This is a genomic window from Pseudomonas sp. Emmai (genome assembly GCF_055179735.1).
Genome location: NZ_CM143685.1, coordinates 329,875 through 351,377, shown reverse-complemented (window position 1 = coordinate 351,377; position 21,503 = coordinate 329,875). Strand labels below are relative to the sequence as shown.

21 protein-coding genes are annotated in these 21,503 nt (G+C 60.2%); 14 read left to right on the top strand and 7 right to left on the bottom strand.

The window, feature by feature from the left end; genetic code table 11:
• Positions 1-12: 12 nt before the first annotated feature.
• On the top strand, positions 13-1,317 hold the full coding sequence (locus ACY4LX_RS01590; protein ID WP_463258989.1) for a c-type cytochrome: 1,305 nt from the start codon (positions 13-15) through the stop codon (positions 1,315-1,317).
• Between the two features lie 60 nt (positions 1,318-1,377).
• On the opposite strand, the gene ACY4LX_RS01585 is transcribed toward ACY4LX_RS01590, so the two are convergent.
• Positions 1,378-1,683: a hypothetical protein gene (locus tag ACY4LX_RS01585; RefSeq protein ID WP_149661904.1), complete on the bottom strand. Its 306-nt coding sequence runs from the start codon at positions 1,681-1,683 to the stop codon at positions 1,378-1,380.
• Positions 1,684-2,076: 393 nt separating this feature from the next.
• Here ACY4LX_RS01585 and ACY4LX_RS01580 point away from each other — a divergent pair, with 393 nt between their 5' ends.
• The 3 genes from ACY4LX_RS01580 to ACY4LX_RS01570 all read left to right on the top strand — a co-directional run bounded on the left by ACY4LX_RS01580 (position 2,077) and on the right by ACY4LX_RS01570 (position 5,729).
• Positions 2,077-3,135, top strand: coding sequence for a PA0069 family radical SAM protein (locus ACY4LX_RS01580; RefSeq protein WP_149661905.1), 1,059 nt, complete (start codon positions 2,077-2,079; stop codon positions 3,133-3,135).
• A 244-nt stretch (positions 3,136-3,379) separates the two neighbouring features.
• Positions 3,380-4,111: a carbonic anhydrase gene (locus ACY4LX_RS01575; RefSeq protein WP_149661906.1), complete on the top strand. Its 732-nt coding sequence runs from the start codon at positions 3,380-3,382 to the stop codon at positions 4,109-4,111.
• A gap of 91 nt (positions 4,112-4,202) precedes the next feature.
• Complete coding sequence (locus tag ACY4LX_RS01570; protein ID WP_149661907.1) at positions 4,203-5,729, top strand: SulP family inorganic anion transporter; 1,527 nt, start codon at positions 4,203-4,205, stop codon at positions 5,727-5,729.
• Between the two features lie 97 nt (positions 5,730-5,826).
• Here the strand turns inward: ACY4LX_RS01570 and ACY4LX_RS01565 are convergent, their stop codons facing one another.
• Positions 5,827-6,477, bottom strand: coding sequence for a hypothetical protein (locus ACY4LX_RS01565; RefSeq protein WP_149661908.1), 651 nt, complete (start codon positions 6,475-6,477; stop codon positions 5,827-5,829).
• A gap of 372 nt (positions 6,478-6,849) precedes the next feature.
• Between ACY4LX_RS01565 and coxB the strand changes: the two genes are divergently transcribed.
• From coxB to ACY4LX_RS01545, 4 genes are all read left to right on the top strand, one after another.
• Complete coding sequence (coxB, locus tag ACY4LX_RS01560) at positions 6,850-7,977, top strand: cytochrome c oxidase subunit II (RefSeq protein ID WP_123408477.1); 1,128 nt, start codon at positions 6,850-6,852, stop codon at positions 7,975-7,977.
• A gap of 82 nt (positions 7,978-8,059) precedes the next feature.
• Complete coding sequence (gene ctaD, locus ACY4LX_RS01555) at positions 8,060-9,649, top strand: cytochrome c oxidase subunit I (protein ID WP_123408478.1); 1,590 nt, start codon at positions 8,060-8,062, stop codon at positions 9,647-9,649.
• Positions 9,650-9,728: 79 nt separating this feature from the next.
• Complete coding sequence (locus tag ACY4LX_RS01550; protein ID WP_149661909.1) at positions 9,729-10,280, top strand: cytochrome c oxidase assembly protein; 552 nt, start codon at positions 9,729-9,731, stop codon at positions 10,278-10,280.
• A 25-nt stretch (positions 10,281-10,305) separates the two neighbouring features.
• The gene (locus tag ACY4LX_RS01545) at positions 10,306-11,193 is read left to right on the top strand and encodes a cytochrome c oxidase subunit 3 (RefSeq protein ID WP_149661910.1); all 888 of its coding nucleotides are present in this window, start codon (positions 10,306-10,308) and stop codon (positions 11,191-11,193) included.
• Positions 11,194-11,258: 65 nt separating this feature from the next.
• Here the strand turns inward: ACY4LX_RS01545 and ACY4LX_RS01540 are convergent, their stop codons facing one another.
• Positions 11,259-11,462: a twin transmembrane helix small protein gene (locus tag ACY4LX_RS01540; RefSeq protein WP_054047979.1), complete on the bottom strand. Its 204-nt coding sequence runs from the start codon at positions 11,460-11,462 to the stop codon at positions 11,259-11,261.
• A gap of 71 nt (positions 11,463-11,533) precedes the next feature.
• On the opposite strand from ACY4LX_RS01540, the gene ACY4LX_RS01535 reads away from it, so the two are divergent.
• From ACY4LX_RS01535 to ACY4LX_RS01515, 5 genes are read left to right on the top strand one after another with little or no spacing between them, the layout of a single operon-like run.
• Complete coding sequence (locus ACY4LX_RS01535; protein ID WP_463258988.1) at positions 11,534-12,274, top strand: SURF1 family protein; 741 nt, start codon at positions 11,534-11,536, stop codon at positions 12,272-12,274.
• Complete coding sequence (locus tag ACY4LX_RS01530) at positions 12,240-12,833, top strand: hypothetical protein (protein WP_149661912.1); 594 nt, start codon at positions 12,240-12,242, stop codon at positions 12,831-12,833. Before ACY4LX_RS01535 ends, ACY4LX_RS01530 begins: the two co-directional genes overlap by 35 nt.
• A gap of 10 nt (positions 12,834-12,843) precedes the next feature.
• Complete coding sequence (locus ACY4LX_RS01525; RefSeq protein WP_123408482.1) at positions 12,844-13,923, top strand: COX15/CtaA family protein; 1,080 nt, start codon at positions 12,844-12,846, stop codon at positions 13,921-13,923.
• Positions 13,911-14,810, top strand: a complete 900-nt coding sequence (gene cyoE / locus ACY4LX_RS01520) for a heme o synthase (RefSeq protein ID WP_149661913.1) — start codon at positions 13,911-13,913, stop codon at positions 14,808-14,810. Before ACY4LX_RS01525 ends, cyoE begins: the two co-directional genes overlap by 13 nt.
• Positions 14,807-15,442, top strand: a complete 636-nt coding sequence (locus tag ACY4LX_RS01515; RefSeq protein WP_463258987.1) for an SCO family protein — start codon at positions 14,807-14,809, stop codon at positions 15,440-15,442. The genes cyoE and ACY4LX_RS01515 overlap by 4 nt, the downstream gene beginning before the upstream one ends.
• 292 nt (positions 15,443-15,734) lie before the next feature.
• Here ACY4LX_RS01515 and ACY4LX_RS01510 read toward each other — a convergent pair whose 3' ends face one another.
• The 3 genes from ACY4LX_RS01510 to ACY4LX_RS01500 all read right to left on the bottom strand — a co-directional run bounded on the left by ACY4LX_RS01510 (position 15,735) and on the right by ACY4LX_RS01500 (position 18,264).
• Positions 15,735-16,505: a MetQ/NlpA family ABC transporter substrate-binding protein gene (locus tag ACY4LX_RS01510; RefSeq protein WP_463258986.1), complete on the bottom strand. Its 771-nt coding sequence runs from the start codon at positions 16,503-16,505 to the stop codon at positions 15,735-15,737.
• A gap of 77 nt (positions 16,506-16,582) precedes the next feature.
• Positions 16,583-17,257, bottom strand: coding sequence for a methionine ABC transporter permease (locus ACY4LX_RS01505; RefSeq protein ID WP_149659280.1), 675 nt, complete (start codon positions 17,255-17,257; stop codon positions 16,583-16,585).
• Positions 17,257-18,264, bottom strand: a complete 1,008-nt coding sequence (locus tag ACY4LX_RS01500; RefSeq protein WP_133835171.1) for a methionine ABC transporter ATP-binding protein — start codon at positions 18,262-18,264, stop codon at positions 17,257-17,259. Before ACY4LX_RS01500 ends, ACY4LX_RS01505 begins: the two co-directional genes overlap by 1 nt.
• A gap of 264 nt (positions 18,265-18,528) precedes the next feature.
• Here ACY4LX_RS01500 and katE point away from each other — a divergent pair, with 264 nt between their 5' ends.
• Positions 18,529-20,667, top strand: a complete 2,139-nt coding sequence (gene katE, locus ACY4LX_RS01495) for a catalase HPII (protein ID WP_463258985.1) — start codon at positions 18,529-18,531, stop codon at positions 20,665-20,667.
• 114 nt (positions 20,668-20,781) lie between these two features.
• On the opposite strand, the gene ACY4LX_RS01490 is transcribed toward katE, so the two are convergent.
• The gene (locus ACY4LX_RS01490) at positions 20,782-21,498 is read right to left on the bottom strand and encodes a PA5502 family lipoprotein (protein WP_149659282.1); all 717 of its coding nucleotides are present in this window, start codon (positions 21,496-21,498) and stop codon (positions 20,782-20,784) included.
• Positions 21,499-21,503: the final 5 nt, after the last annotated feature.

The following is a 21,503-nucleotide window of genomic DNA, read 5'->3' as shown; positions in this document are numbered from 1 at the left end:
GGAGCGATCACCATGAAAGCACTCGTTATCGCGACCTTCGCCCTGCTCGGCAGTGGCTCGATCTGCGCCGCAGAAGTTGATCAAAATCTGATCAAACAAGGCGAATACCTGGCCCGGGCCGGCGACTGCGTGGCCTGCCACACCGCCAAGGACGGCAAGCCGTTCGCCGGCGGCTTGCCGATGGAAACACCGATCGGCACGATCTACTCCACCAACATCACCCCGGACAAAACCGGCCTCGGGGACTACAGCTTCGAAGACTTCGACAAAGCGGTGCGCCACGGTGTGGCCAAAAACGGCAGCACCTTGTACCCGGCGATGCCGTATCCGTCCTACGCCAGCGTCAACCAAACCGACATGCAGGCCTTGTATGCCTACTTCATGCACGGCGTGGCGCCAGTGGCCCAGGAGAACAAGACCAGCGACATTCCCTGGCCGTTGAGCATGCGTTGGCCGCTGATGGGCTGGCGCTGGCTGTTCGCCCCGGCCGTGGCGGATTACCAGGCAGCGCCCGGCGCCGATGCGGTCGTCAGCCGTGGGGCGTATCTGGTGGAAGGCCTGGGACATTGCGGCGCCTGCCATACGCCGCGCGCCCTGACCATGCAGGAAAAATCCCTGAATGCGAGCGAAGGCAGCACGTTTCTGTCAGGCAGCGCGCCGCTGGAAGGCTGGATCGCGAAAAGTCTGCGGGGCGACCACAAGGACGGCCTCGGTAGCTGGAGCGAAGAGCAACTGGTGCAATTCCTCAAGACCGGGCGCAGCGACCGCAGTGCAGTATTCGGCGGCATGAGCGATGTGGTGACCCACAGCATGCAATACATGACCGACGCCGACCTGACCGCGATTGCCCGCTACCTCAAGTCCCTGCCAGCCAACGACCCTAACGACCAGCCGCACCAGTACGACAAGCAAGTCGCCCAGGCACTGTGGAAGGGTGATGACAGCAAGCCGGGCGCCTCGGTGTACATCGACAACTGCGCTGCCTGTCACCGGACGGACGGCCATGGCTATACGCGGGTGTTCCCGGCGCTGGCGGGCAACCCGGTGTTGCAGTCGGAAGATGCGACGTCGCTGATTCACATCGTACTCAAGGGCGGTACGTTACCGGCCACGCATACAGCACCGTCAACCTTCACCATGCCTGGGTTTGCCTGGCGCTTGTCGGATCAGGAAGTGGCGGAAGTCGTAACTTTCATCCGTACGAGTTGGGGAAATAAAGGGTCGATAGTTAAACCCGGCGAGGTGGCGGAGTTGCGCAAAGACGATATGAAAACAACATCCAGCGATGACCTTGGCCAACTTACGCAACATAACTAAATCGTCACGCGCATAAAAACCTGCATGAGTGATCATGCAGGTTGATCAACTAACCGCGTATCAAGGATTGACGATGGCCGCGTATGCCTTGGCCAGAGCCAACAGCTTTGCCTTGTCAGCGCCATCGATATCACCGTCACCGTCTACATCGCTTGGGACAGTGTTGATACTGAAGGACTGGCCGGCATCGCCGGACACCGCAGTAACAGTGATGGAATCCACCAGAGATTCGGTCTGTTCTTCATTGACCGCGTCCCAGCCCATTTCTTTGCGGGCAAGTTGCATCGAGACTTGTACCTCGTTCGGGCTAACAATACTTGGGGCCATTAACTGCAAAAAGATACCGCGCTGATTAAAAAACGACATGGGTTAATTCCATTTAATTAAGTTAAACACGAGAATCCGTGTGCTGCGGATTTTAATTAGACTATCAGCGGGCAGACAACTGATTATATGTTTCGTGATTTCACCAAATCGGGGCTTATAGCCACCAGTACAACTTTAGCCTAACCGATTTAATCATTAGATCTTCAGCACTTAAAGAAGAGCAAGTTACCGAAGTATTCAAGGTAAAACCGTTCAACCATAAAGATGAACCGACCTACAGGGTCATTGCAAAATCCTCCAGATCAATGAGGGACCTCAAGCTCTGAAACGCTTGTTAACTTGAAAACGGCGTCGCTCCGGACGCCGAACGGCACTGGTCGCCGATTGCCTCCTGCGATACTGTATGTGCATACAGCATCGCAGGATCATCTAATGCACACGCCATTGCCCCCTCGCGGTCGCGGCACCGCCACCAACCCGCACAACCGCTTCGCGCCGAACCGTTCGGTGGCCGAGGATGACGGCTGGTATCAGGAAGCGCCGGTCACCCAGGGCACCGAAGTGCGTATCGAGACGGCGAAAACCATCATCACCCGCAATAACTCGCCGGACCTGCCCTTCGACCGTTCGATCAATCCCTATCGCGGCTGCGAGCATGGCTGCATCTATTGCTACGCGCGACCCAGCCATGCCTATTGGGACATGTCGCCGGGGCTGGATTTCGAAACCAGGCTGATCGCCAAGACCAACGCCGCCGACGTGCTGGAGGAGCAACTGTCCAAACGCGGCTATCAATGTGCGCCAATCAACCTGGGCTCCAACACTGATCCTTATCAGCCGATCGAGCGCGAACACAAGATCACCCGGCAAACCCTGGAAGTGCTGCTGCGTTACCGGCATCCGGTGACCATCATTACCAAGGGTTCGCTGATCCTGCGCGACCTGGATCTGCTGGTTGAGCTCGCCGAACAGCGCCTTGTGGCGGTGATGATCAGCCTCACCACCCTGGACGATGAACTCAAGCGCATCCTCGAACCTCGCGCGGCGGCACCCAAGGCGCGGTTGCGGGCCATTCGGGTGATGCGCGAAGCGGGGATTCCGGTGGGGGTCTTGTGCTCACCGATGATTCCGATGATCAATGACAGCGAGCTTGAAAGCCTGCTCACCGAAGCCCACGCGGCCGGGGCCCAGAGCGCGGCCTATATGATGTTGCGCCTGCCGCTGGAGGTCGCGCCGCTGTTCGAGGAATGGCTGGCCGCCCACTACCCGCAGCGTGCGGCGCATGTGCTGAGCCTGATCCGCCAGAGTCGAGGGGGGGAGCTGTACGACAGCCGTTTCGGTGCGCGGATGCGCGGTGAAGGACCGTTCGCCGACCTGTTGGCCCAACGCTTCGCCAAGTCCATCAAACGCCTGGGGCTCAATCGGCGCGAAGGGTTTAATCTGGACTGCGATGCCTTCTGTCCGCCGGGTCGCCAAATGTCGTTGATTTAAGGACAATTGGCCTAAGGTTGAGTAGGGTAAAAGGCACTGCGCCATTACGCCGGTCACGTTTTTTGTGACCTGGAACACACGTTCTAGAGCGTTTGATTCAGTTTGAGTTAAGTTTCAGCAGTTACCTTGTTCATCGAGTGACTGATGGGTCGAGATCTTCGACCTGGACGTTTTTTAAACAGCCACTGGCTTCATATCGGACAAAACGGGAAACTTCCCCCAACTCCGTCAAAGAGGATGAATCATGAGTGACAAGGATAAACAGCCGCTGGCTGCGTCGGCGCAAGCGCTTCCCGAGGCGGAATCCGCCGATGCAGCGCTGAAGCATATCGTTGACGGCTTTTTGCATTTTCATCACGAAGTCTTTCCGCAGCAGGAAGAACTCTTCAAGAAACTCGCCACGGCCCAGAGCCCACGGGCGATGTTCATCGCCTGCGCCGATTCGCGCATCGTGCCGGAGTTGATTACCCAAAGCTCCCCGGGTGATTTGTTCGTGACCCGTAACGTCGGCAACGTTGTGCCACCTTATGGGCAAATGAACGGCGGCGTTTCCACGGCCATCGAATACGCGGTGCTGGCCTTGGGCGTGCAACACATCATCATTTGCGGCCATTCCGATTGCGGCGCCATGCGCGCGGTGCTCAACCCGCAAAGCCTGGAAAAAATGCCCACCGTCAAAGCCTGGCTGCGGCACGCCGAAGTGGCGAAAACCATGGTCCAGGAAAACTGCAATTGCGCTAACGAAAGCGAAAGCATGCACATCCTCACCGAAGAGAATGTGATCGCCCAGTTGCAGCATCTGCGCACCCATCCATCGGTGGCCTCGCGCATGGCCAACGGTCAGCTGTTTATCCATGGCTGGGTCTACAGCATCGAAACCAGCGAAATCAAAGCCTATGACGCCGATCAGGGCTGTTTCCTGCCCCTGGATGGCAGTCATCCGATTCCGGTGGCGACGCCTAAAGCGCGCTTCTAAAACCTCCTAAATCCCCAGCGTGGTTGAGCCGAGGCTGCCGATTGAGCAGCCAGGCTTTGCCATGCCTGAAGAAAACTTCGGGAGATTCCCTATGCGTGCTGCGCAACTGAAAGCTGTTCTGCCACGGGAGCTGTTGGCTTCGGTGGTTGTGTTCCTGGTGGCCCTGCCCTTGTGCATGGGCATCGCCATCGCCTCGGGGTTGCCGCCGGCCAAAGGCCTGATTACCGGGATCATCGGTGGCCTGGTCGTAGGCTGGATTGCCGGCTCACCGCTGCAAGTCAGCGGCCCGGCGGCGGGTCTGGCGGTGTTGGTGTTCGAGCTGGTGCGCCAGCATGGTGTCGCCATGCTCGGACCGATCCTGCTACTGGCGGGTTTTCTGCAACTGCTGGCCGGGCGCTTCAAATTGGGCTGCTGGTTTCGGGTGACGGCACCAGCGGTGGTCTACGGCATGCTCGCCGGGATTGGCGTGTTGATCGTGCTGTCACAAGTGCATGTGATGCTCGATGCCGTGCCCAAACCGTCCGGGCTGGATAACCTGGCGGCTTTTCCGGCGGCGGTGCTCCAGGCCTTGCCGTCCTTTGGCTGGCAGGCAGGTTTGCTCGGGCTGTCGACGATTGCGGTGATGTGGTTGTGGGAAAAATTCCGCCCTCATTCCCTGCGGTTCGTGCCCGGTGCCTTGCTGGGTGTCGGTCTGGCGACGGTTGCCAGCCTGATGCTCGCCTTGCAGGTCAAACGCGTGGAAGTCCCGGCCAATCTGGCGGAAGCCATCGACTGGCTGAAACCGGCGGACCTGCTCAACCTGGCCGATCCGACGATCCTGATCGCCGCGTTCGCCGTGGCCTTTATCGCCAGCGCCGAAACCCTGCTCTCGGCTGCCGCCGTGGACCGCATGCACAGCGGCGAGCGTTCGGACTTCGACCGGGAATTGTCGGCACAAGGCGTGGGCAACATGCTCTGCGGTTTGCTCGGCGCACTGCCGATGACCGGCGTGATCGTGCGCAGCTCGGCCAACGTCCAGGCCGGTGCAACAACCCGCTACTCGGCCATTTTCCATGGCCTGTGGTTGCTGGCGTTCGTGCTGTTGCTGTCCAGCGTGCTGCAAAGCATTCCGGTGGCGAGCCTGGCGGGAGTGCTGGTCTACACCGGGTTCAAACTGGTGGACCTCAAGGCCTTTCGCGGCCTGGGCCGTTACGGCCGGATGCCGATGTTTACCTATGCGGCGACCGCATTGGCGATCATCTTCACCGACCTGCTGACCGGCGTGCTGATCGGCTTCGGCCTGACCCTGGCCAAACTGGCCTGGAAAGCGTCACGGCTGAAAATCAGCCTGATCGACCTGCCCAAGGACGGCGAAATGGAGCTGCGTTTGATCGGTGCGGCGACCTTTCTCAAGGTGCCGGCGCTGACTCAGGTACTGGGGACCATTCCTGCGGGCGCAACGGTGCATGTGCCGCTCAATAACCTGAGCTACATCGACCATTCGTGTCTGGAGTTACTTGAGGAGTGGGGCCGGGCAAATGCGGCCAAGGGCTCGAAATTGGTGATTGAAGCGCGGGGGTTGAAGCGTCGGTTGGAAGGGCGTTTACGGACCACATCCGGCGTAGGTTCTGCCGGGTAATACGTAACCTGTAGGAGCGAAGCTTGCTCGCGAAGCTTTTGGCGTACTTGAGTACGCCATCGCGGGCAAGCCTTGCTCCTACAGGGGGATGTGTCGTTTAGGCGGCGGGCTGATCCAGCTCCAGGCCCACGCCCAACTGGCGCGACAGGCACGGCCAGCGTTTCCACGCAGCACCGGTGTCCGGGCTGTTGAGTTTCTCGCGGTAGGCCTCCACCGATTCCAGCGCGAAACTGTCTTCGTTAAGCATCTCGTCCACGGCGTGATGCACCGCCTCATCCAGCTGGTTGGCAAATTCCTCGCCGATCAGTTGGTGGGCAATCAGGTTGGCGACAGTCATGTCCAAGGGGATCAGTGGCTGGCCAAAATGCTTGATGTACAGGTCATTGACCTCTTCGACCAACCGATGCGCCAGATAGGCTTCGTCCAGCAGGCTGTCCAGGCCGATATGCCCGGTCATGATCGCTGGCGGCTGGAGGAAGAACTGCTCGGCGATTTTCAGCACCGGTTTGATCTGCGATTCGATGCCCGCTTCCCGTGCGACATCATTGGCTGCGTCCAACAGGTCCGGCACTTGTTCTATATAAGCCGTCACAAAACGGGTCATCACGCCCTTGGCATCGACATCCGGGAGTTGGATGGCAGCGTGCAGGTGAGGCAGTTGGGTTTCCAGTTGACGAGTTAACAGGCCGGTCTCGGCCTCGTGTTGTTGGGCTTTTTGGATCTGCTCGCGCAATGCGGCGGTGTTCATGAAAACTCCAGGAAACAAAGGCTGTGAAATAGGGAAGACATAACTTAGCTGGCGTAGGAAATTTCCTAAGACGCATTTGTCATAATTATTTCATCCTTGATACTTCGAAGTTATATCTATTTTGCCACCACTCGTCTGCATCCTTCTCCATTCGTGCCCTTGAACGCAAGTCCCAGCTGTTTCAGATCATTTACGCCCTCACGTTGCGAGGTAGCGGTCGCTGTCTATACTCGGGTGGGAATGGAGTTAGCTGATGACGCCCGACTGCACACGCAGCAAGGCTCGGCAATTCAAGTTCGTAGTCTGAAAAAGCCGCTCCCTTGCCGTTGGTGAAAGCCGGCGGGATAACAAGAACGATAAGGGGAACCCGCAATGATGCGACATCCACACGTCTGGATGGGCCTCCTGTTGTGGTCAATTTTCAGCCAGGCACAAGCGGCCTGGACTGTGAATATGGCGCCGGGAGCGACTGAAATCAGTCACGCAGTATTCGACCTGCACATGACCATCTTCTGGATCTGTGTAGTGATCGGCATCATCGTCTTCGGCGCCATGTTCTGGTCGATGATGGTCCACCGCCGCTCGACCGGGCAGGTGGCCGCCAAATTTCATGAAAGCACCACCGTCGAAATCCTCTGGACCATCGTGCCCTTCATCATTTTGGTGGCCATGGCGGTTCCCGCGACGGCGACCCTGATCAAGATGTACGACGCCAGTGAGCCGGATATCGATATCCAGATCACCGGCTATCAGTGGAAGTGGCACTACAAATACCTGGGCCAGGACGTCGAGTTCTTCAGCAACCTGGCCACGCCCCAGGACCAGATCCATAACAAGGAGGCCAAGGGCGAGCACTACTTGCTCGAGGTCGACAAGCCGTTGGTGCTGCCGATTGGCGCCAAGGTGCGCTTCCTGGTGACCTCCGCCGACGTGATCCACTCCTGGTGGGTGCCGGCCTTCGCGGTCAAGCGCGATGCGATTCCGGGGTTCGTCAACGAAGCCTGGACCCGCATCGACAAGCCCGGCATCTACCGTGGCCAGTGCGCCGAGTTGTGCGGCAAGGACCATGGCTTCATGCCAATCGTGGTCGAGGTCAAGGAAAAGGCCGATTACGACAAGTGGCTGGCCGAGCGCAAGGCTGAAGCCCTGCAGCTCAAAGAGCTGACCAGCAAGGAATGGACCCTCGACGAGCTCAAAGAACGTGGCGACAAGATCTACCACACCACGTGCGTGGCCTGTCACCAGGCCGAAGGCCAGGGCCTGCCGCCGATGTTCCCGGCGCTCAAAGGTTCGCCGATTGCCACCGGACCGAAAGCCGACCACCTGCACCGCGTCTACTTCGGCAAACCGGGCACCGCCATGGCGGCGTTCGGCAAGCAACTCTCGGAAGTCGATATCGCGGCGGTCGTGACCTACGAACGTAACGCCTGGGGCAATAACAAAGGCGACATGGTCACTCCTAAAGAAGTGCTGGAGCTGAAACAGGCGGAAAGCAAATGACCCGGTCTATCGCGCACGTCAGGAACCGGTCGGGGCAGTGCGCCCCGGCCTGCCCAGCCCATTCGTTCTCAGGAGAACGGCCATGAGTGCTGTCATCGATGATCATGGTCATGCCACCGACCACGCCCACGGTCCCGCCAAGGGCCTGATGCGTTGGGTGCTGACCACCAACCACAAGGACATCGGCACGCTGTACCTGTGGTTCGCGTTTTCCATGTTCCTGCTCGGTGGCTCGTTCGCGATGGTGATTCGCGCCGAGCTGTTCCAGCCGGGGCTGCAAATCGTCGAACCGGCGTTCTTCAACCAGATGACCACCATGCACGGCCTGGTGATGGTGTTCGGTGCGGTGATGCCGGCGTTTGTCGGCCTCGCCAACTGGATGATCCCGTTGATGATCGGCGCGCCGGACATGGCCCTGCCACGGATGAACAACTTCAGCTTCTGGCTGTTGCCGGCGGCGTTCATCCTGCTGGTGTCGACCCTGTTCACCGCCGGTGGCGGGCCGAACTTCGGCTGGACCTTCTACGCCCCGCTCTCCACGACCTACGCGCCGGAAAGCGTGACCTTCTTTATCTTCGCCATCCACTTGATGGGCATCAGCTCGATCATGGGCGCGATCAACGTGATCGCGACCATCCTCAACCTGCGCGCCCCCGGCATGACGCTGATGAAAATGCCGCTGTTCGTCTGGACCTGGCTGATCACCGCATTCCTGCTGATCGCGGTAATGCCGGTGCTGGCCGGGTGCGTGACGATGATGCTGATGGACATCCACTTCGGCACCAGTTTCTTCAGTGCCGCCGGTGGCGGTGACCCGGTGCTGTTCCAGCATGTGTTCTGGTTCTTCGGGCATCCCGAGGTGTACATCATGATCCTGCCGGCCTTCGGTGCCGTCAGCTCGATCATCCCGACCTTCTCGCGCAAGCCGCTGTTCGGCTATACCTCGATGGTCTACGCCACGGCGAGCATCGCGTTCCTGTCGTTCATCGTCTGGGCCCACCACATGTTCGTGGTCGGCATTCCGCTGGTGGGCGAGCTGTTCTTCATGTACGCAACGCTGCTGATCGCGGTGCCCACGGGCGTGAAGGTGTTCAACTGGGCGAGCACCATGTGGCAAGGCTCGCTGACCTTCGAAACGCCGATGTTGTTCGCGGTGGCGTTCGTGATCCTGTTCTCCATCGGCGGGTTCTCCGGGCTGATGCTGGCCATCGCCCCGGCGGACTTCCAGTACCAGGACACCTACTTCGTGGTCGCGCACTTCCACTACGTGCTGGTGCCGGGGGCGATCTTCGGGATCTTCGCCTCGGCGTACTACTGGCTGCCGAAATGGACCGGCCACATGTACGACGAAACCCTCGGCAAGCTGCACTTCTGGCTGTCGTTCGTGGGCATGAACCTGACGTTCTTCCCGATGCACTTCGTCGGGCTGGCGGGCATGCCGCGGCGGATTCCGGACTACAACCTGCAGTTCGCCGACTTCAACATGGTGTCGTCGATTGGCGCGTTCATGTTCGGCACCACGCAGTTGTTCTTCCTGTTCATCGTGATCAAGACCATCCGCGGTGGCCCGCCAGCACCGGCCAAACCGTGGGAAGGGGCCGAAGGCCTGGAGTGGAGCGTGCCGTCGCCGGCGCCGTATCACACCTTCACTACGCCGCCGGAAGTGAAATGAACACCTTGACTCCTGTGAGAGCGAGCTCCCTCGCCACAAAGGTTCGCTGCCACAGGGTTATGCGGTGAGGGTTGGAATCATGGCTGATTCGATTTCATTGAAGAAGCTGGTCACTCGCCTGCTGATGGTGGTGGTCGCGATGTTTGTGTTCGGCTTTGCCCTGGTGCCGATCTACGACGTGATGTGCAAAGCGTTCGGCATCAACGGCAAAACCGCCGGGCAGTACGAGGGCGAGCAAACGGTCGACACCTCGCGCCAGGTGCGCGTGCAGTTTCTGTCGACCAATAACGCCGACATGGTCTGGGAGTTCTATCCCAAGGGCAACGAGCTGACGGCGCACCCGGGGGCGGTGAACGAAATGATTTTCGTCGCCTACAACCCCACCGACCGCCCGATGAGCGCGCAAGCCGTGCCGAGTATCGCCCCCAGTGAAGCGGCGGCGTATTTCCACAAGACCGAATGTTTCTGCTTTACCCAGCAAGTGCTGCAGCCCGGTGAGCGAATCGAGATGCCAGTACGTTTCATCGTTGACCGTGACATGCCCAAGGATGTGAAGCACCTGACGCTGTCCTACACGCTGTTCGATATCACCGCCCGACATCCACCGGTCGCTGTAAACACTGGCGGTTGAGCGTGCCCGATAAGGAGAACAATAAATGGCAACTCATGAACACTATTTCGTACCGGCCCAGAGCAAATGGCCGATCATCGCCACGGTCGGCATGTTGGTCACGGTATTCGGCCTGGCGACCTGGTTCAACGACCTGAAAGCGGCGCGCCCGGAATCCCACGGCCCGCTGATCTTCTTCGTCGGCGGCCTGCTGCTGGCGTACATGCTGTTCGGCTGGTTCGGCACGGTGATCAAGGAAGGTCGCCAAGGCTTGTATAGCGCACAGATGGATCGCTCGTTCCGCTGGGGCATGAGCTGGTTCATCTTCTCCGAGGTGATGTTCTTCATCGCCTTCTTCGGCGCGCTGTTCTATGTGCGGCACATCTCCGGCCCGGCGCTCGGTGGTGAAGGCCCGAAAGGCATCGCCCATATGCTGTGGCCGAACTTCCAGTTCACCTGGCCGCTGCTGCACACCCCGGACCCGAAACTGTTCCCGCCGCCCAAGGAAGTCATCAGCCCGTGGGGCCTGCCGCTGATCAACACGATTTTGCTGGTCAGCTCCAGCGTCACCGTGACCATCGCCCACCATGCCTTGAAAAAGGGCCATCGCGGCGCGCTGAAAATCTGGCTGGCGATCACCGTGTTGCTGGGTTGCGGCTTCCTCGCCTTGCAGGCCGAAGAGTACATGCACGCCTACCACGAACTGGGGCTGACCCTGGGTTCGGGCATCTACGGCGCAACGTTCTTCATGCTCACCGGGTTCCACGGCGCCCACGTGACCATCGGCACCATCATCCTGTTCGTGATGCTGATGCGGATCATGCGCGGGCACTTCGATAACGAGCACCAGTTCGGCTTCGAGGCGGCGAGTTGGTACTGGCACTTCGTGGATGTGGTTTGGATTGGCCTATTTGTTTTTGTGTATGTGCTTTAGAGCGGCAAGTTTTGAGCTTCAAGCTTCAAGCGTTGAACTTGCAGCTTGCAGCTTGCCACTTGCAGCTACCACGGAACATGGGACACCAATTGGCCGCTGAAAAAGCCCCAGGCGATCAAGCCAACGGTGGTAGCGGCCAGGGCTACACGAATACTCAGGGCAATGACCAGGCGGTTCGAGCTGCTGTCGTCCTTGACCAGAAAAAACAGGCCGCTGAACAGGCTGACAACCGTGGCAATCAGCATCAGGACGATGGCTGCTTTGAGCATGGTGAGACTCCGGGGGGACAGGCGATGCAGTTGAGTATAGCTATCGCGATCACCGACTTTCTGGCGACGTCATGAAGCGCTTTCGGCCGGGCGTCGTGCCGACCCTCGTCGTGGCGCTGCTGTTGCCGCTGCTGGTGTCACTGGGGTTCTGGCAGTTGAGTCGGGGCGCGGAGAAAAGCGCGCTGCTGCAAACCTACGCCGAGCGCCGGGCGGCCGAGCCGATGGCCAGTGCCGAGCTGCTGAACACGCAAGATCCAGCCTTTCGCCGGGTGCGTCTGCACGGTGAATTCGATGCCGAGCACAGCCTGCTGCTGGATAACCGTCAGCGCGACGGCAAGGTCGGCGTCGAGCTGCTGCAACCGTTTCACGATCAGGCCACCGGCCTCTGGTTGCTGGTCAATCGCGGCTGGCTGCCATGGCCGGATCGGCGCACGCCGCCGCAATTCAAAACGCCCACTCAGGCCTTGAGCCTTGATGCCTGGGTCTACGTGTCCCCCGGCGCGACTTTCCAGCTCCACGCCGACCCGAGCACCACAACCTGGCCTCAGGTCATCACCGCCGTCGAGCCCGCCAAACTCTGGACGACGCTGAACCGCGAAGGCTTTGCCTACGAATTACGTGAAGAAACCGGCCCGGCGTCCTACCAGGCCGATTGGCCGGTGGTGGCCATGGGGCCGGAGAAACACATCGCTTATGCCGTGCAGTGGTTCGCCATGGCGATCGCCCTGCTCGGCCTTTTTATCTACCTCGGCTGGCACAACGCAAAGGAGAAACACCATGGGAGCGGCCATGAATCCACCCAACATGTCTGAGGCGAAAACCCCGGCAAGTCGGCGCAAGGGTCGTTTGCAGTTGCTGCTGATCGTGCTGGGGGTGGTGGGTCCGATGATCCTCGCCACCGGCATGTACAAATTGAATTTCTGGGTGCCGGACGGTCGCAGCTATCACGGTGAACTGATCGGCAACGGTCAGACCCGCGCCGACCTTGGCGTGCAGGCCCAGGAAGATCGCTGGCAGATGCTGGTGACCGCGCCCAAGGATTGCGCCGTGGATTGCCAGCAGTTGGTGTACCTGGCGCGACAGATCCAGATCGGCCTCGGCCGCGATGCCTCCCGGGCCAGCCACGCCCTGGCCGCCGCGCAACCGCTGAGTAGCGACTACGAAGCCAAGCTGACCCGCGAGTATCCGCAACTGCAACGCTACCCCATGGACCTGACCACGTTCAGCAAGACCACCGGCGACAAGACCGCGCCGCAACTGTGGATCATCGACCCTCACGGCAATCTGGTGCTGCGCTACGACCCGACGGTCAAGGGCAAGGACCTGCTGAACGACCTGCGTCACCTGTTGAAACTGTCGAACATCGGATAAGGGCATCGTCATGGCCAAACCTGGATTTCGCCTCGCGCTGTTTGCCACCTTGCTGGCACTGATTGTGGTGCTGCTCGGCGCCTACACCCGCCTGACCCACGCGGGCCTCGGCTGCCCGGACTGGCCGGGCTGTTATGGTTTTATCAGCGTGCCGAAAAGCGAAGCCCAACTGGCCCATGCCGAACTGCATTTCCCCGATACGCCGGTGGTGGCGCATAAGGGTTGGAACGAAATGATCCACCGCTACTTCGCCGGCACCCTGGGGCTGTTGATCTCGGTACTGGCCGGTCGCGCCTGGGTGCATCGGCGCCATCCCGGGCAACCGGTGAAGTTGCCGCTGTTCTTGCTGGCCGTGGTGTTTGCACAAGCGGCGTTCGGCATGTGGACGGTGACGCTAAAGCTCTGGCCGCAGGTGGTCACCGGGCATTTGCTCGGCGGCTTTGCGACTTTGAGTCTGTTGTTTTTGCTGACGTTGCGATTGTCCGGCGTATTGCCCGCGCTGACCGTGCCCAAGCGCTTGCAGTACTGGGCGACCGCCGGGTTGCTGCTGGTGATCCTGCAAATCGCCCTCGGCGGCTGGGTCAGTTCCAATTACGCGGCGGTGGCGTGCATCGACTTCCCGACTTGCCACGGCCAATGGCTGCCCCCGGCGGATTTCGCCAACGGCTTTCACCTGACCCAACACATCGGCCCCAACTACCTCGGCGGGCAACTGGACAGCGATGCGCGCACGGCGATTCACCTGACCCACCGCATCGGCGCCCTGTTGGTGACGCTGGTACTGCTGGGCCTGGCCTGGCAACTGAAAGTGGTCGGCATGACGCGCCTCGCCGGCTTGGTGCTGATCGCCCTCGGCGCGCAAATCACCCTCGGCATCAGCAACGTGCTGTTTCACCTGCCGCTGCCGATCGCCGTTGCCCACAACGCGGGCGGCGCGGCGCTGTTGCTGACCATGGTGCTGGTCAATTATCACGCGCGAACCAGCCTGGTTCGGGTCAAGCAACAAGCACCCGCGCGCTGGCGGTTCAGCCCGCGTAAACATTCAGCCGGGCCCATAACAATAAAAGGAGAAATGCCATGGCGGTTCTGATTGGCGAGCGTCACAACCAAGCGATCTGGCGCGATTATCTGGAGCTGACCAAGCCCAAAGTGGTGGTGCTGATGCTCATCACCTCCTTGGTGGGGATGTTCCTCGCGACCCGCGCCGGGGTGCCGTGGACGGTGCTGGTGTTCGGCAATCTGGGGATCGCGTTGTGTGCCGGCGGCGCGGCGGCGGTCAATCATGTGGTGGATCGGCGCATCGATGCGGTCATGGCCCGCACGCATAAACGGCCACTGGCGGAAGGCCGGGTGTCGCCTCGCGCGGCGCTGACGTTTGCGTTGGTGCTCGCCGTATTGGGCCAAGCGGTGCTGCTGGCCTTCACCAATCCACTGACGGCGTGGCTGACCCTCGCTTCCCTGCTCGGTTACGCCGTGGTCTACACCGGTTTCCTCAAACGGGCGACGCCACAGAACATCGTCATCGGCGGACTGGCCGGTGCTGCCCCGCCGCTGCTCGGCTGGGTCGCGGCCACCGGCCATGTCAGCGCCGAACCGTTGCTGCTGGTGCTGATCATCTTCGCTTGGACCCCGCCACACTTCTGGGCCCTGGCCATTCACCGCAAAGAGGAATACGCCAAGGCCGATATCCCGATGCTGCCGGTGACCCATGGCGAGCACTACACCAAAATCCACATCCTGCTTTACACCTTCGCGCTGCTGGCGGTCAGCCTGATGCCGTATGTGATCCACATGAGCGGCGTGCTCTATCTGGTTTGTGCGTTGGGACTGGGCGCGCGGTTTCTGCAATGGGCCGTGGTGCTGTACCGTGGCACTCGGCCGCACGCGGCGATCAACACGTTCAAGTACTCTATCTGGTACTTGTTCCTGCTGTTTATCGCCCTGCTCGTAGACCACTACTTACTGTTGAACCTATGACTCGAACTCAGAAAACCGTCTTCATCCTCGTCGCCCTGATCGCGCTGGTTCTGGGCCTGACCGTCAATAAGGTGCTGTCCGGCAAAGGCCAGGGCGACCCGACGGCACTGATCGACGCCGGGATCATCCTGCTGCCGCAAAGCCGTAACCTGCCAGACGTGACCATGACCGACCAGGACGGCAAACCGGTAGCGGTCAACGCGCTGAAAGACAAGTGGAGCCTGCTGTTCTTCGGCTACACCTTCTGCCCGGACATCTGCCCGACCACCCTCGCCCAACTGCGCCAGATCAAGAGCGAACTGCCGCCCGAAGCGGCGGCCAAGTTGCAGATCATCCTGGTCAGCGTCGACCCGAACCGCGACACGCCCCAGCAGCTCAAGCAATACCTGGGCTACTTCGATCCGCAATTTCAGGGTTTGACCGCATCGAGCGTGGATGACATCCAGAAGCTGGCCAACGCGGTGAGCATTCCGTTTATTCCGGCGGACACCAGCAAGCCTAACTACACGGTCGACCACAGCGGCAACCTCGCGGTGATCGGGCCCGATGGCACGCAACGCGGGTTTATTCGTGCGCCGTTGAATAATGTGAAGCTGGTGGCGCAATTGCCGGTGATGCTCAAGCGTAACTGAGCCTTTCACGGTCCTGTAGGAGCCAGGCTTGCCGGCGAAGGCGTCCGTGAAATCGCCTTCGCCGGCAAGCCTGGCTCCTACAGGGACCGGTGTTTCAGGCACAAAAAAGGGGACGCTCATGGCGTCCCCTTTTTCGTTTGATCGTTCCCACGCTCTGCGTGGGCATGCAGCCCGGGACGCTCCGCGTCCCTTCAAGAGCCGAACGCGGAGCGTCCGTTGAGGCATTCCCACGCGGAGCGTGGGAACGATCGGTGTGAGTGGTGTGAGCGGTGTGATCGTGTAACGGTTCAGATCAGAACGCCGGCAATACCGCGCCTTTGTACTTCTCGAGAATGAACGCTTTCACTTCCGGGCTTTGCAGCGCAGCAACCAGTTTCTTCATCGCCTCGCTGTCCTTGTCGTCCGGACGGGCCACGAGGATGTTCACGTAAGGCGAGTCGTTGCCTTCGATCACCAGCGCATCCTTGGACGGATCCAGCTTGGCTTCCAGCGCGTAGTTGGTGTTGATCAGCGCCAGGTCGACCTGGGTCAGCACACGCGGGATCGTCGCGGCTTCCAGTTCGCGGAATTTCAGGTCCTTCGAGTTTTCGGTGATGTCCTTGACGGTCGACAGGATGTTGTTCGGCTCCTTCAACTTGATCAGGCCGGCCTTCTGCAGCAGCAACAGCGCACGGCCGCCGTTGGTGGCGTCGTTCGGGATCACCACGTTGGCGCCGCCAGGCAGTTCGGTCAGCGCCTTGTACTTGCTGGAGTAAGCGCCCAGGGGTTCCAGGTGCACACCGGCAACGGCCACCAGGTTGGTGCCCTTGGCCTTGTTGAACTCATCCAGGTACGGCTGGTGCTGGAAGAAGTTGGCGTCCAGGCGCTTCTCGGCGACCTGCACGTTCGGCTGGATGTAGTCGGTGAAGACCTTGATCTTCAGGTCCACGCCTTCTTTGGCCAGGGCCGGTTTCACGAACTCCAGAATCTCCGCATGCGGGACTGGGGTGGCGGCAACGGTCAGTTCGTCGGCCTGGGCGGAAAACGCCGCTACAGCGGCCAATGCGACGAGTAGTTTTTTCATTCAGCTAACTCCTTGTGAGGCGCCCGTGTGGCGCCTGCCAGCGAATGGCCGGCTCATGTCTTGGTTACGCGAACCATTTATTTTCTGGAAAAGTGTACGACCAGCTTGTCGCCAACCATCTGCAGGACCTGCACCAGCACCAGCAACAGCACCACGGTGACGATCATCACGTCGGTCTGGAAACGCTGGTAGCCGAAACGGATCGCCAGGTCGCCCAAACCACCGGCGCCGACCACACCGGCCATGGCCGTGTAGGACACCAGTGTAATCGCCGTCACCGTAATCGCCGCGTAGATGCCCGGGCGGGCTTCCGGTAGCAAGGCGTTGGTGATGATCTGCCGGGTGGTCGCGCCCATGGCCTGGGTCGCTTCGATGATGCCGCGATCGACTTCACGCAGGGCGGTTTCCACCAGACGGCCGAAGAACGGCGTAGCGCCCACGACCAGCGGTGGAATCGCACCCGCGACGCCGAGCGACGTGCCGGTGATCAGCACCGTGAACGGGATCATCACGATCAGCAGAATGATGAACGGCAGCGAACGCAGGATGTTCACCACCAGCGACAGCACGGCGTAGACGCCCCGGGATTCGAGCAACTGACGCGGGCTGCACAGGAACAACAACACGCCCAGCGGCAGGCCCAGCAAAATGGTGAACAACAGCGAACCGCCGAGCATCAACAGCGTGTCGCCCGTGGCCAGCCAGATTTCGAACCAGTCGATATTGGCGAAGAAACTCATCAAGGCTTCCATCAGCGCAGGACCTCCATGTGGACGTCAGCCGCGGTGAAGAGGGCGAACGCCGCCTCCATGTCACCGCCGGTGACGGCCAGGGTCAGTTGCCCGTAAGGGACGTCTTTGATGCGGTCGATACGACCGGCCAGGATGCTGTAGTCCACACCGGTTTCCCGAGCGACGGTACCCAGCAACGGCGCGTAGGTCGCTTCGCCCTGGAAGGTCAGACGCACGATACGACCCGGCACGTGAGCGAAGTCATCGCGCTGTTCGCTTTCGTCAATCTGCTCGCTTTCCTGCACGAAGCGTTTGGTAGTCGGGTGCTTGGGATGCAGGAATACATCGGCAACCGAACCTTGCTCGACGATCACGCCGGCATCCATCACCGCCACCTGGTCGCAGACCCGACGGATCACGTCCATCTCGTGGGTGATCAGAACGATGGTCAGTTTCAGTTCGCGGTTGATTTCGGCCAGCAATTGCAGGACCGACGCGGTGGTCTGTGGGTCCAGGGCGCTGGTGGCTTCGTCGCACAGCAGGATTTTCGGCTTGGTCGCCAAGGCGCGGGCGATGCCGACGCGCTGCTTCTGGCCACCGGACAACTGCGCCGGGTACTTCTTGGCGTGATCGGACAGGCCGACACGCTTGAGCAACTCGGCCACACGCCGGTCGATATCGCTGCGGGACAGTTCGCCGGCCAGGGTCAGCGGCAACGCGACGTTGTCGGCCACGGTCTTGGAGGCCAGCAAGTTGAAGTGCTGGAAAATCATCCCGACCTGCTGACGGAAGCGCCGCAGGCTGTTGGCGTCGAGCGCGGTGACTTCTTCGCCATCGACGAAGATCTTGCCGCCACTGGACTCTTCCAGGCGATTGATCAGACGCAGCAGGGTACTTTTTCCCGCACCGGAATGACCGATCAGACCAAAGACCTGACCATTCTCAATCGTCAGACTGGTCGGATGCAGGGCGGGAATATCCTTACCGGCGACGCGGTAAGTCTTATGGACGTTTTGAAACTCGATCACGTAGCGAACCTTGTGGGGCGCGTTGGAATGGGATCAGCGGTTAGCCGGGCGCGCATTTTAGCCTGTCCGTATAGAGGTTATTAGCATTTATTCGGCATTCAACCTTTCATTTGGCAATAACGCGATCAAAGGTCATAAAAAAGGAACGGCAAAAAATCCCATCAGTCACTAATAAGGCAACTCGAAAACACCCCCGGTGCCGTGCCAGGGGAATGAATAAGCGTCCTGGCTAAGGCAGGAATCGCCACGAGGAGTTTACGACTGATGAGTACTAAAAAGCCTGCCGCCCCCAAAAGCGCACTGGCCGGGACCGATACCCTGGACCGCGGCAACACCAACGCCAAGCTCGACAGCCTGGAAAAGTTTCGCTCTGACGCCACCGAGCAAGCCCTGCGCACCAACCAGGGCGTGAAAGTCTCGGATAACCAGAACACCTTGAAGGTCGGCGCGCGCGGGCCGTCGCTGCTGGAAGACTTCATCATGCGTGAAAAAATCACGCACTTTGACCATGAGCGTATCCCGGAGCGCATCGTCCACGCCCGTGGCACCGGCGCCCATGGTTTCTTCCAGACGTACGAGAACCATTCGGTACTGACCAAGGCTGGATTCCTACAAGACCCGAGCCAGAAAACTCCGGTGTTCGTGCGCTTTTCCACGGTGCAGGGCCCACGGGGGTCAGGCGATACCGTGCGGGACGTACGAGGTTTCGCCGTGAAGTTCTTCACCGACGAAGGCAACTTCGACCTGGTGGGCAATAACATGCCGGTGTTCTTCATCCAGGACGCGATCAAGTTTCCCGACTTCGTGCACGCGGTAAAACCTGAGCCACACAACGAGATGCCTACCGGCGGCTCGGCGCACGATACGTTCTGGGACTTCGTGTCGCTGCAACCCGAATCGGCGCACATGGTGATTTGGGCCATGTCCGACCGGGCGATCCCGAAAAGCCTGCGCAGCATGCAGGGCTTTGGCGTGCACACCTTCCGCCTGGTGAACGCCGAGGGCAAATCGCGCTTCGTCAAATTCCACTGGCGCCCTACCGCCGGCACCTGTTCGCTGGTGTGGGATGAGGCGCAGAAGCTCGCCGGTAAAGATACTGACTACCACCGTCGCGATCTCTGGGAGTCCATCGAGATCGGGGACTACCCGGAATGGGAACTGGGTGTACAGATCGTCGAGGAAGAAAACGAACACGACTTCGATTTCGACCTGCTGGATCCGACCAAAATCATTCCCGAAGAAATCGTGCCGATCACGCCGCTGGGCAAAATGACCCTCAACCGCAACCCGGACAATTTCTTCGCCGAAACCGAACAGGTCGCGTTCTGCCCGGGGCATATCGTGCCGGGGATCGATTTTTCCAACGATCCGCTGCTGCAAGGTCGGTTGTTTTCCTACACCGATACGCAAATCAGCCGACTCGGCGGGCCGAATTTTCACGAGATCCCGATCAACCGTCCGGTAGCGCCGTTCCATAACGGCCAGCGTGACGGTCTGCACCGCATGACCATCGACAAGGGCCGTGCTTCCTACGAGCCGAACTCGATTGATGGCGGCTGGCCGAAGGAAACCCCACCGGCCGCGCAGGATGGCGGGTTCGAGACGTATCCGGAGCGTATTGACGCCAACAAGATCCGTCAGCGTAGCGAGTCGTTCGGCGATCACTTCTCCCAAGCCCGGCTGTTTTTCCACAGCATGAGCAAGCATGAGCAGGAACACATCATCTCGGCTTACAGCTTTGAGCTGGGCAAGGTGGATCGGTTGTGGATTCGTGAACGTCAGGTCAATGAGATCCTGGCCAATATTGATCTGGAACTGGCCAAGCGCGTGGCGCAGAACCTGGGTCTGCCGGCGCCGAAGGCGGGGACCGTGGACGTGCCGAAAATCTCGCTGGATCGCTCGCCGGCCCTGAGCCAGGCCAACTTGCTGCCAGAGAACATCAAAACGCGGAAAGTGGCGATTCTTGCGGCCAACGGCGTCGATGGTGCCGCAATTGATGCAATGAAGAAGGCATTGGCGGCAGAGGGAGCCCACGCCAAACTGCTCGGCCCGACGTCCGCGCCGGTGACGACCGCCGATGGCAAATCATTGCCGGTGGATGCATCGATGGAAGGCCTGCCGTCCGTGGCCTTCGATGCGGTGTTCGTGCCGGGTGGCGCGGCGTCGATCAAGGCGTTGAGCACCGATGGCGTGGCGCTGCATTACCTGCTCGAGGCGTACAAACACTTGAAGGCGATTGCGCTGCATGGCGAGGCCAAGCAGTTGCTGGATGTGTTGAAGCTGGAGGTGGACGCGGGGCTGGTGGTTGGCGCGGATGCGAAGTTGATCAAGCCGTTTTTTGCGGCGATCGGACAGCATCGGGTTTGGGATCGGGAGCCTAAGGCCAAGGCGATTCCGGCCTAAAGAGATGCATTGCGAGTGAGGATGCCTTCGCGGGCAAGCCTCGCTCCTACAGGTCTCGTGTCATTCAGAACACCACACGAACCCTGTAGGAGCGAGGCTTGCCCGCGAAGCTTTTCAGGGCTTACGCGGACTCAACACCATCTGCGCCGGAATGTTGCGCAAGATCTGCTTCTCCAGCTTCAGGTCGAACCCAGAATCCAGCTTCTTCACCCGCTTGGTCAGCAACGTGGCTAACCAAGGGTAATCCTGGGTACGCGGCGCCTGAATGCTCACGGCACATTCATAATTCACCACATCGGCGGCGATAGCGTCCAGTTGGCGACGCAGTTTGCTCATATCGGTGAGGTTCAGCGCCACCGTGGTGCTTTCAGCCGTTGGATCGATCACTTTCGCTTTCGGCTTGGCCTCGGCCGCCATCAGCGCCGCTTCGGCCCGGTCCAGCTCTGCCTTGCGTGCATTGACGATGGCGTTGTTCACCCCGCCAGTCAGCGCCGGGGCCTTGGGCATCAACGCCCGGGCACGACTCAGGGCGGTAGCGGCCGCGTTAACGTCACCTTTTTGCAGCACGATCTGGCTGCGGCGCAGATAGGCTTCGGCCAGCTGCCGTTGATATTGCACGAGGCTTGGGTCGTCGGGCGACTGGGCCTGCAAGGTTGCCAATTGATCTTCGGCGGTGGCCAATTCGCTGCTGGCCAGGTTTTGTTCCAGCTGTGCGATGGCCGTAGCCCGCGCATCGGGGGCCTCGGTGGCCGCCGGTGGCGTGCTTTGGCAAGCGCCCAGCAGCAGAGAAAATGCGACAAGGAGCAGATAACGGGAGGCGAACGGCTTCATTCCTG

What these genes read in the sequence shown, in the direction of transcription:
- ACY4LX_RS01590 (WP_463258989.1), top strand. Translation starts at nt 13, where the DNA reads ATGAAAGCACTCGTTATCGCGACCTTCGCCCTGCTCGGCAGTGGCTCG.
- ACY4LX_RS01585 (WP_149661904.1), bottom strand. Translation starts at nt 1,683, where the DNA reads ATGTCGTTTTTTAATCAGCGCGGTATCTTTTTGCAGTTAATGGCCCCA.
- ACY4LX_RS01580 (WP_149661905.1), top strand. Translation starts at nt 2,077, where the DNA reads ATGCACACGCCATTGCCCCCTCGCGGTCGCGGCACCGCCACCAACCCG.
- ACY4LX_RS01575 (WP_149661906.1), top strand. Translation starts at nt 3,380, where the DNA reads ATGAGTGACAAGGATAAACAGCCGCTGGCTGCGTCGGCGCAAGCGCTT.
- ACY4LX_RS01570 (WP_149661907.1), top strand. Translation starts at nt 4,203, where the DNA reads ATGCGTGCTGCGCAACTGAAAGCTGTTCTGCCACGGGAGCTGTTGGCT.
- ACY4LX_RS01565 (WP_149661908.1), bottom strand. Translation starts at nt 6,477, where the DNA reads ATGAACACCGCCGCATTGCGCGAGCAGATCCAAAAAGCCCAACAACAC.
- coxB (WP_123408477.1), top strand. Translation starts at nt 6,850, where the DNA reads ATGATGCGACATCCACACGTCTGGATGGGCCTCCTGTTGTGGTCAATT.
- ctaD (WP_123408478.1), top strand. Translation starts at nt 8,060, where the DNA reads ATGAGTGCTGTCATCGATGATCATGGTCATGCCACCGACCACGCCCAC.
- ACY4LX_RS01550 (WP_149661909.1), top strand. Translation starts at nt 9,729, where the DNA reads ATGGCTGATTCGATTTCATTGAAGAAGCTGGTCACTCGCCTGCTGATG.
- ACY4LX_RS01545 (WP_149661910.1), top strand. Translation starts at nt 10,306, where the DNA reads ATGGCAACTCATGAACACTATTTCGTACCGGCCCAGAGCAAATGGCCG.
- ACY4LX_RS01540 (WP_054047979.1), bottom strand. Translation starts at nt 11,462, where the DNA reads ATGCTCAAAGCAGCCATCGTCCTGATGCTGATTGCCACGGTTGTCAGC.
- ACY4LX_RS01535 (WP_463258988.1), top strand. Translation starts at nt 11,534, where the DNA reads ATGAAGCGCTTTCGGCCGGGCGTCGTGCCGACCCTCGTCGTGGCGCTG.
- ACY4LX_RS01530 (WP_149661912.1), top strand. Translation starts at nt 12,240, where the DNA reads ATGGGAGCGGCCATGAATCCACCCAACATGTCTGAGGCGAAAACCCCG.
- ACY4LX_RS01525 (WP_123408482.1), top strand. Translation starts at nt 12,844, where the DNA reads ATGGCCAAACCTGGATTTCGCCTCGCGCTGTTTGCCACCTTGCTGGCA.
- cyoE (WP_149661913.1), top strand. Translation starts at nt 13,911, where the DNA reads ATGGCGGTTCTGATTGGCGAGCGTCACAACCAAGCGATCTGGCGCGAT.
- ACY4LX_RS01515 (WP_463258987.1), top strand. Translation starts at nt 14,807, where the DNA reads ATGACTCGAACTCAGAAAACCGTCTTCATCCTCGTCGCCCTGATCGCG.
- ACY4LX_RS01510 (WP_463258986.1), bottom strand. Translation starts at nt 16,505, where the DNA reads ATGAAAAAACTACTCGTCGCATTGGCCGCTGTAGCGGCGTTTTCCGCC.
- ACY4LX_RS01505 (WP_149659280.1), bottom strand. Translation starts at nt 17,257, where the DNA reads ATGGAAGCCTTGATGAGTTTCTTCGCCAATATCGACTGGTTCGAAATC.
- katE (WP_463258985.1), top strand. Translation starts at nt 18,529, where the DNA reads ATGAGTACTAAAAAGCCTGCCGCCCCCAAAAGCGCACTGGCCGGGACC.
- ACY4LX_RS01490 (WP_149659282.1), bottom strand. Translation starts at nt 21,498, where the DNA reads ATGAAGCCGTTCGCCTCCCGTTATCTGCTCCTTGTCGCATTTTCTCTG.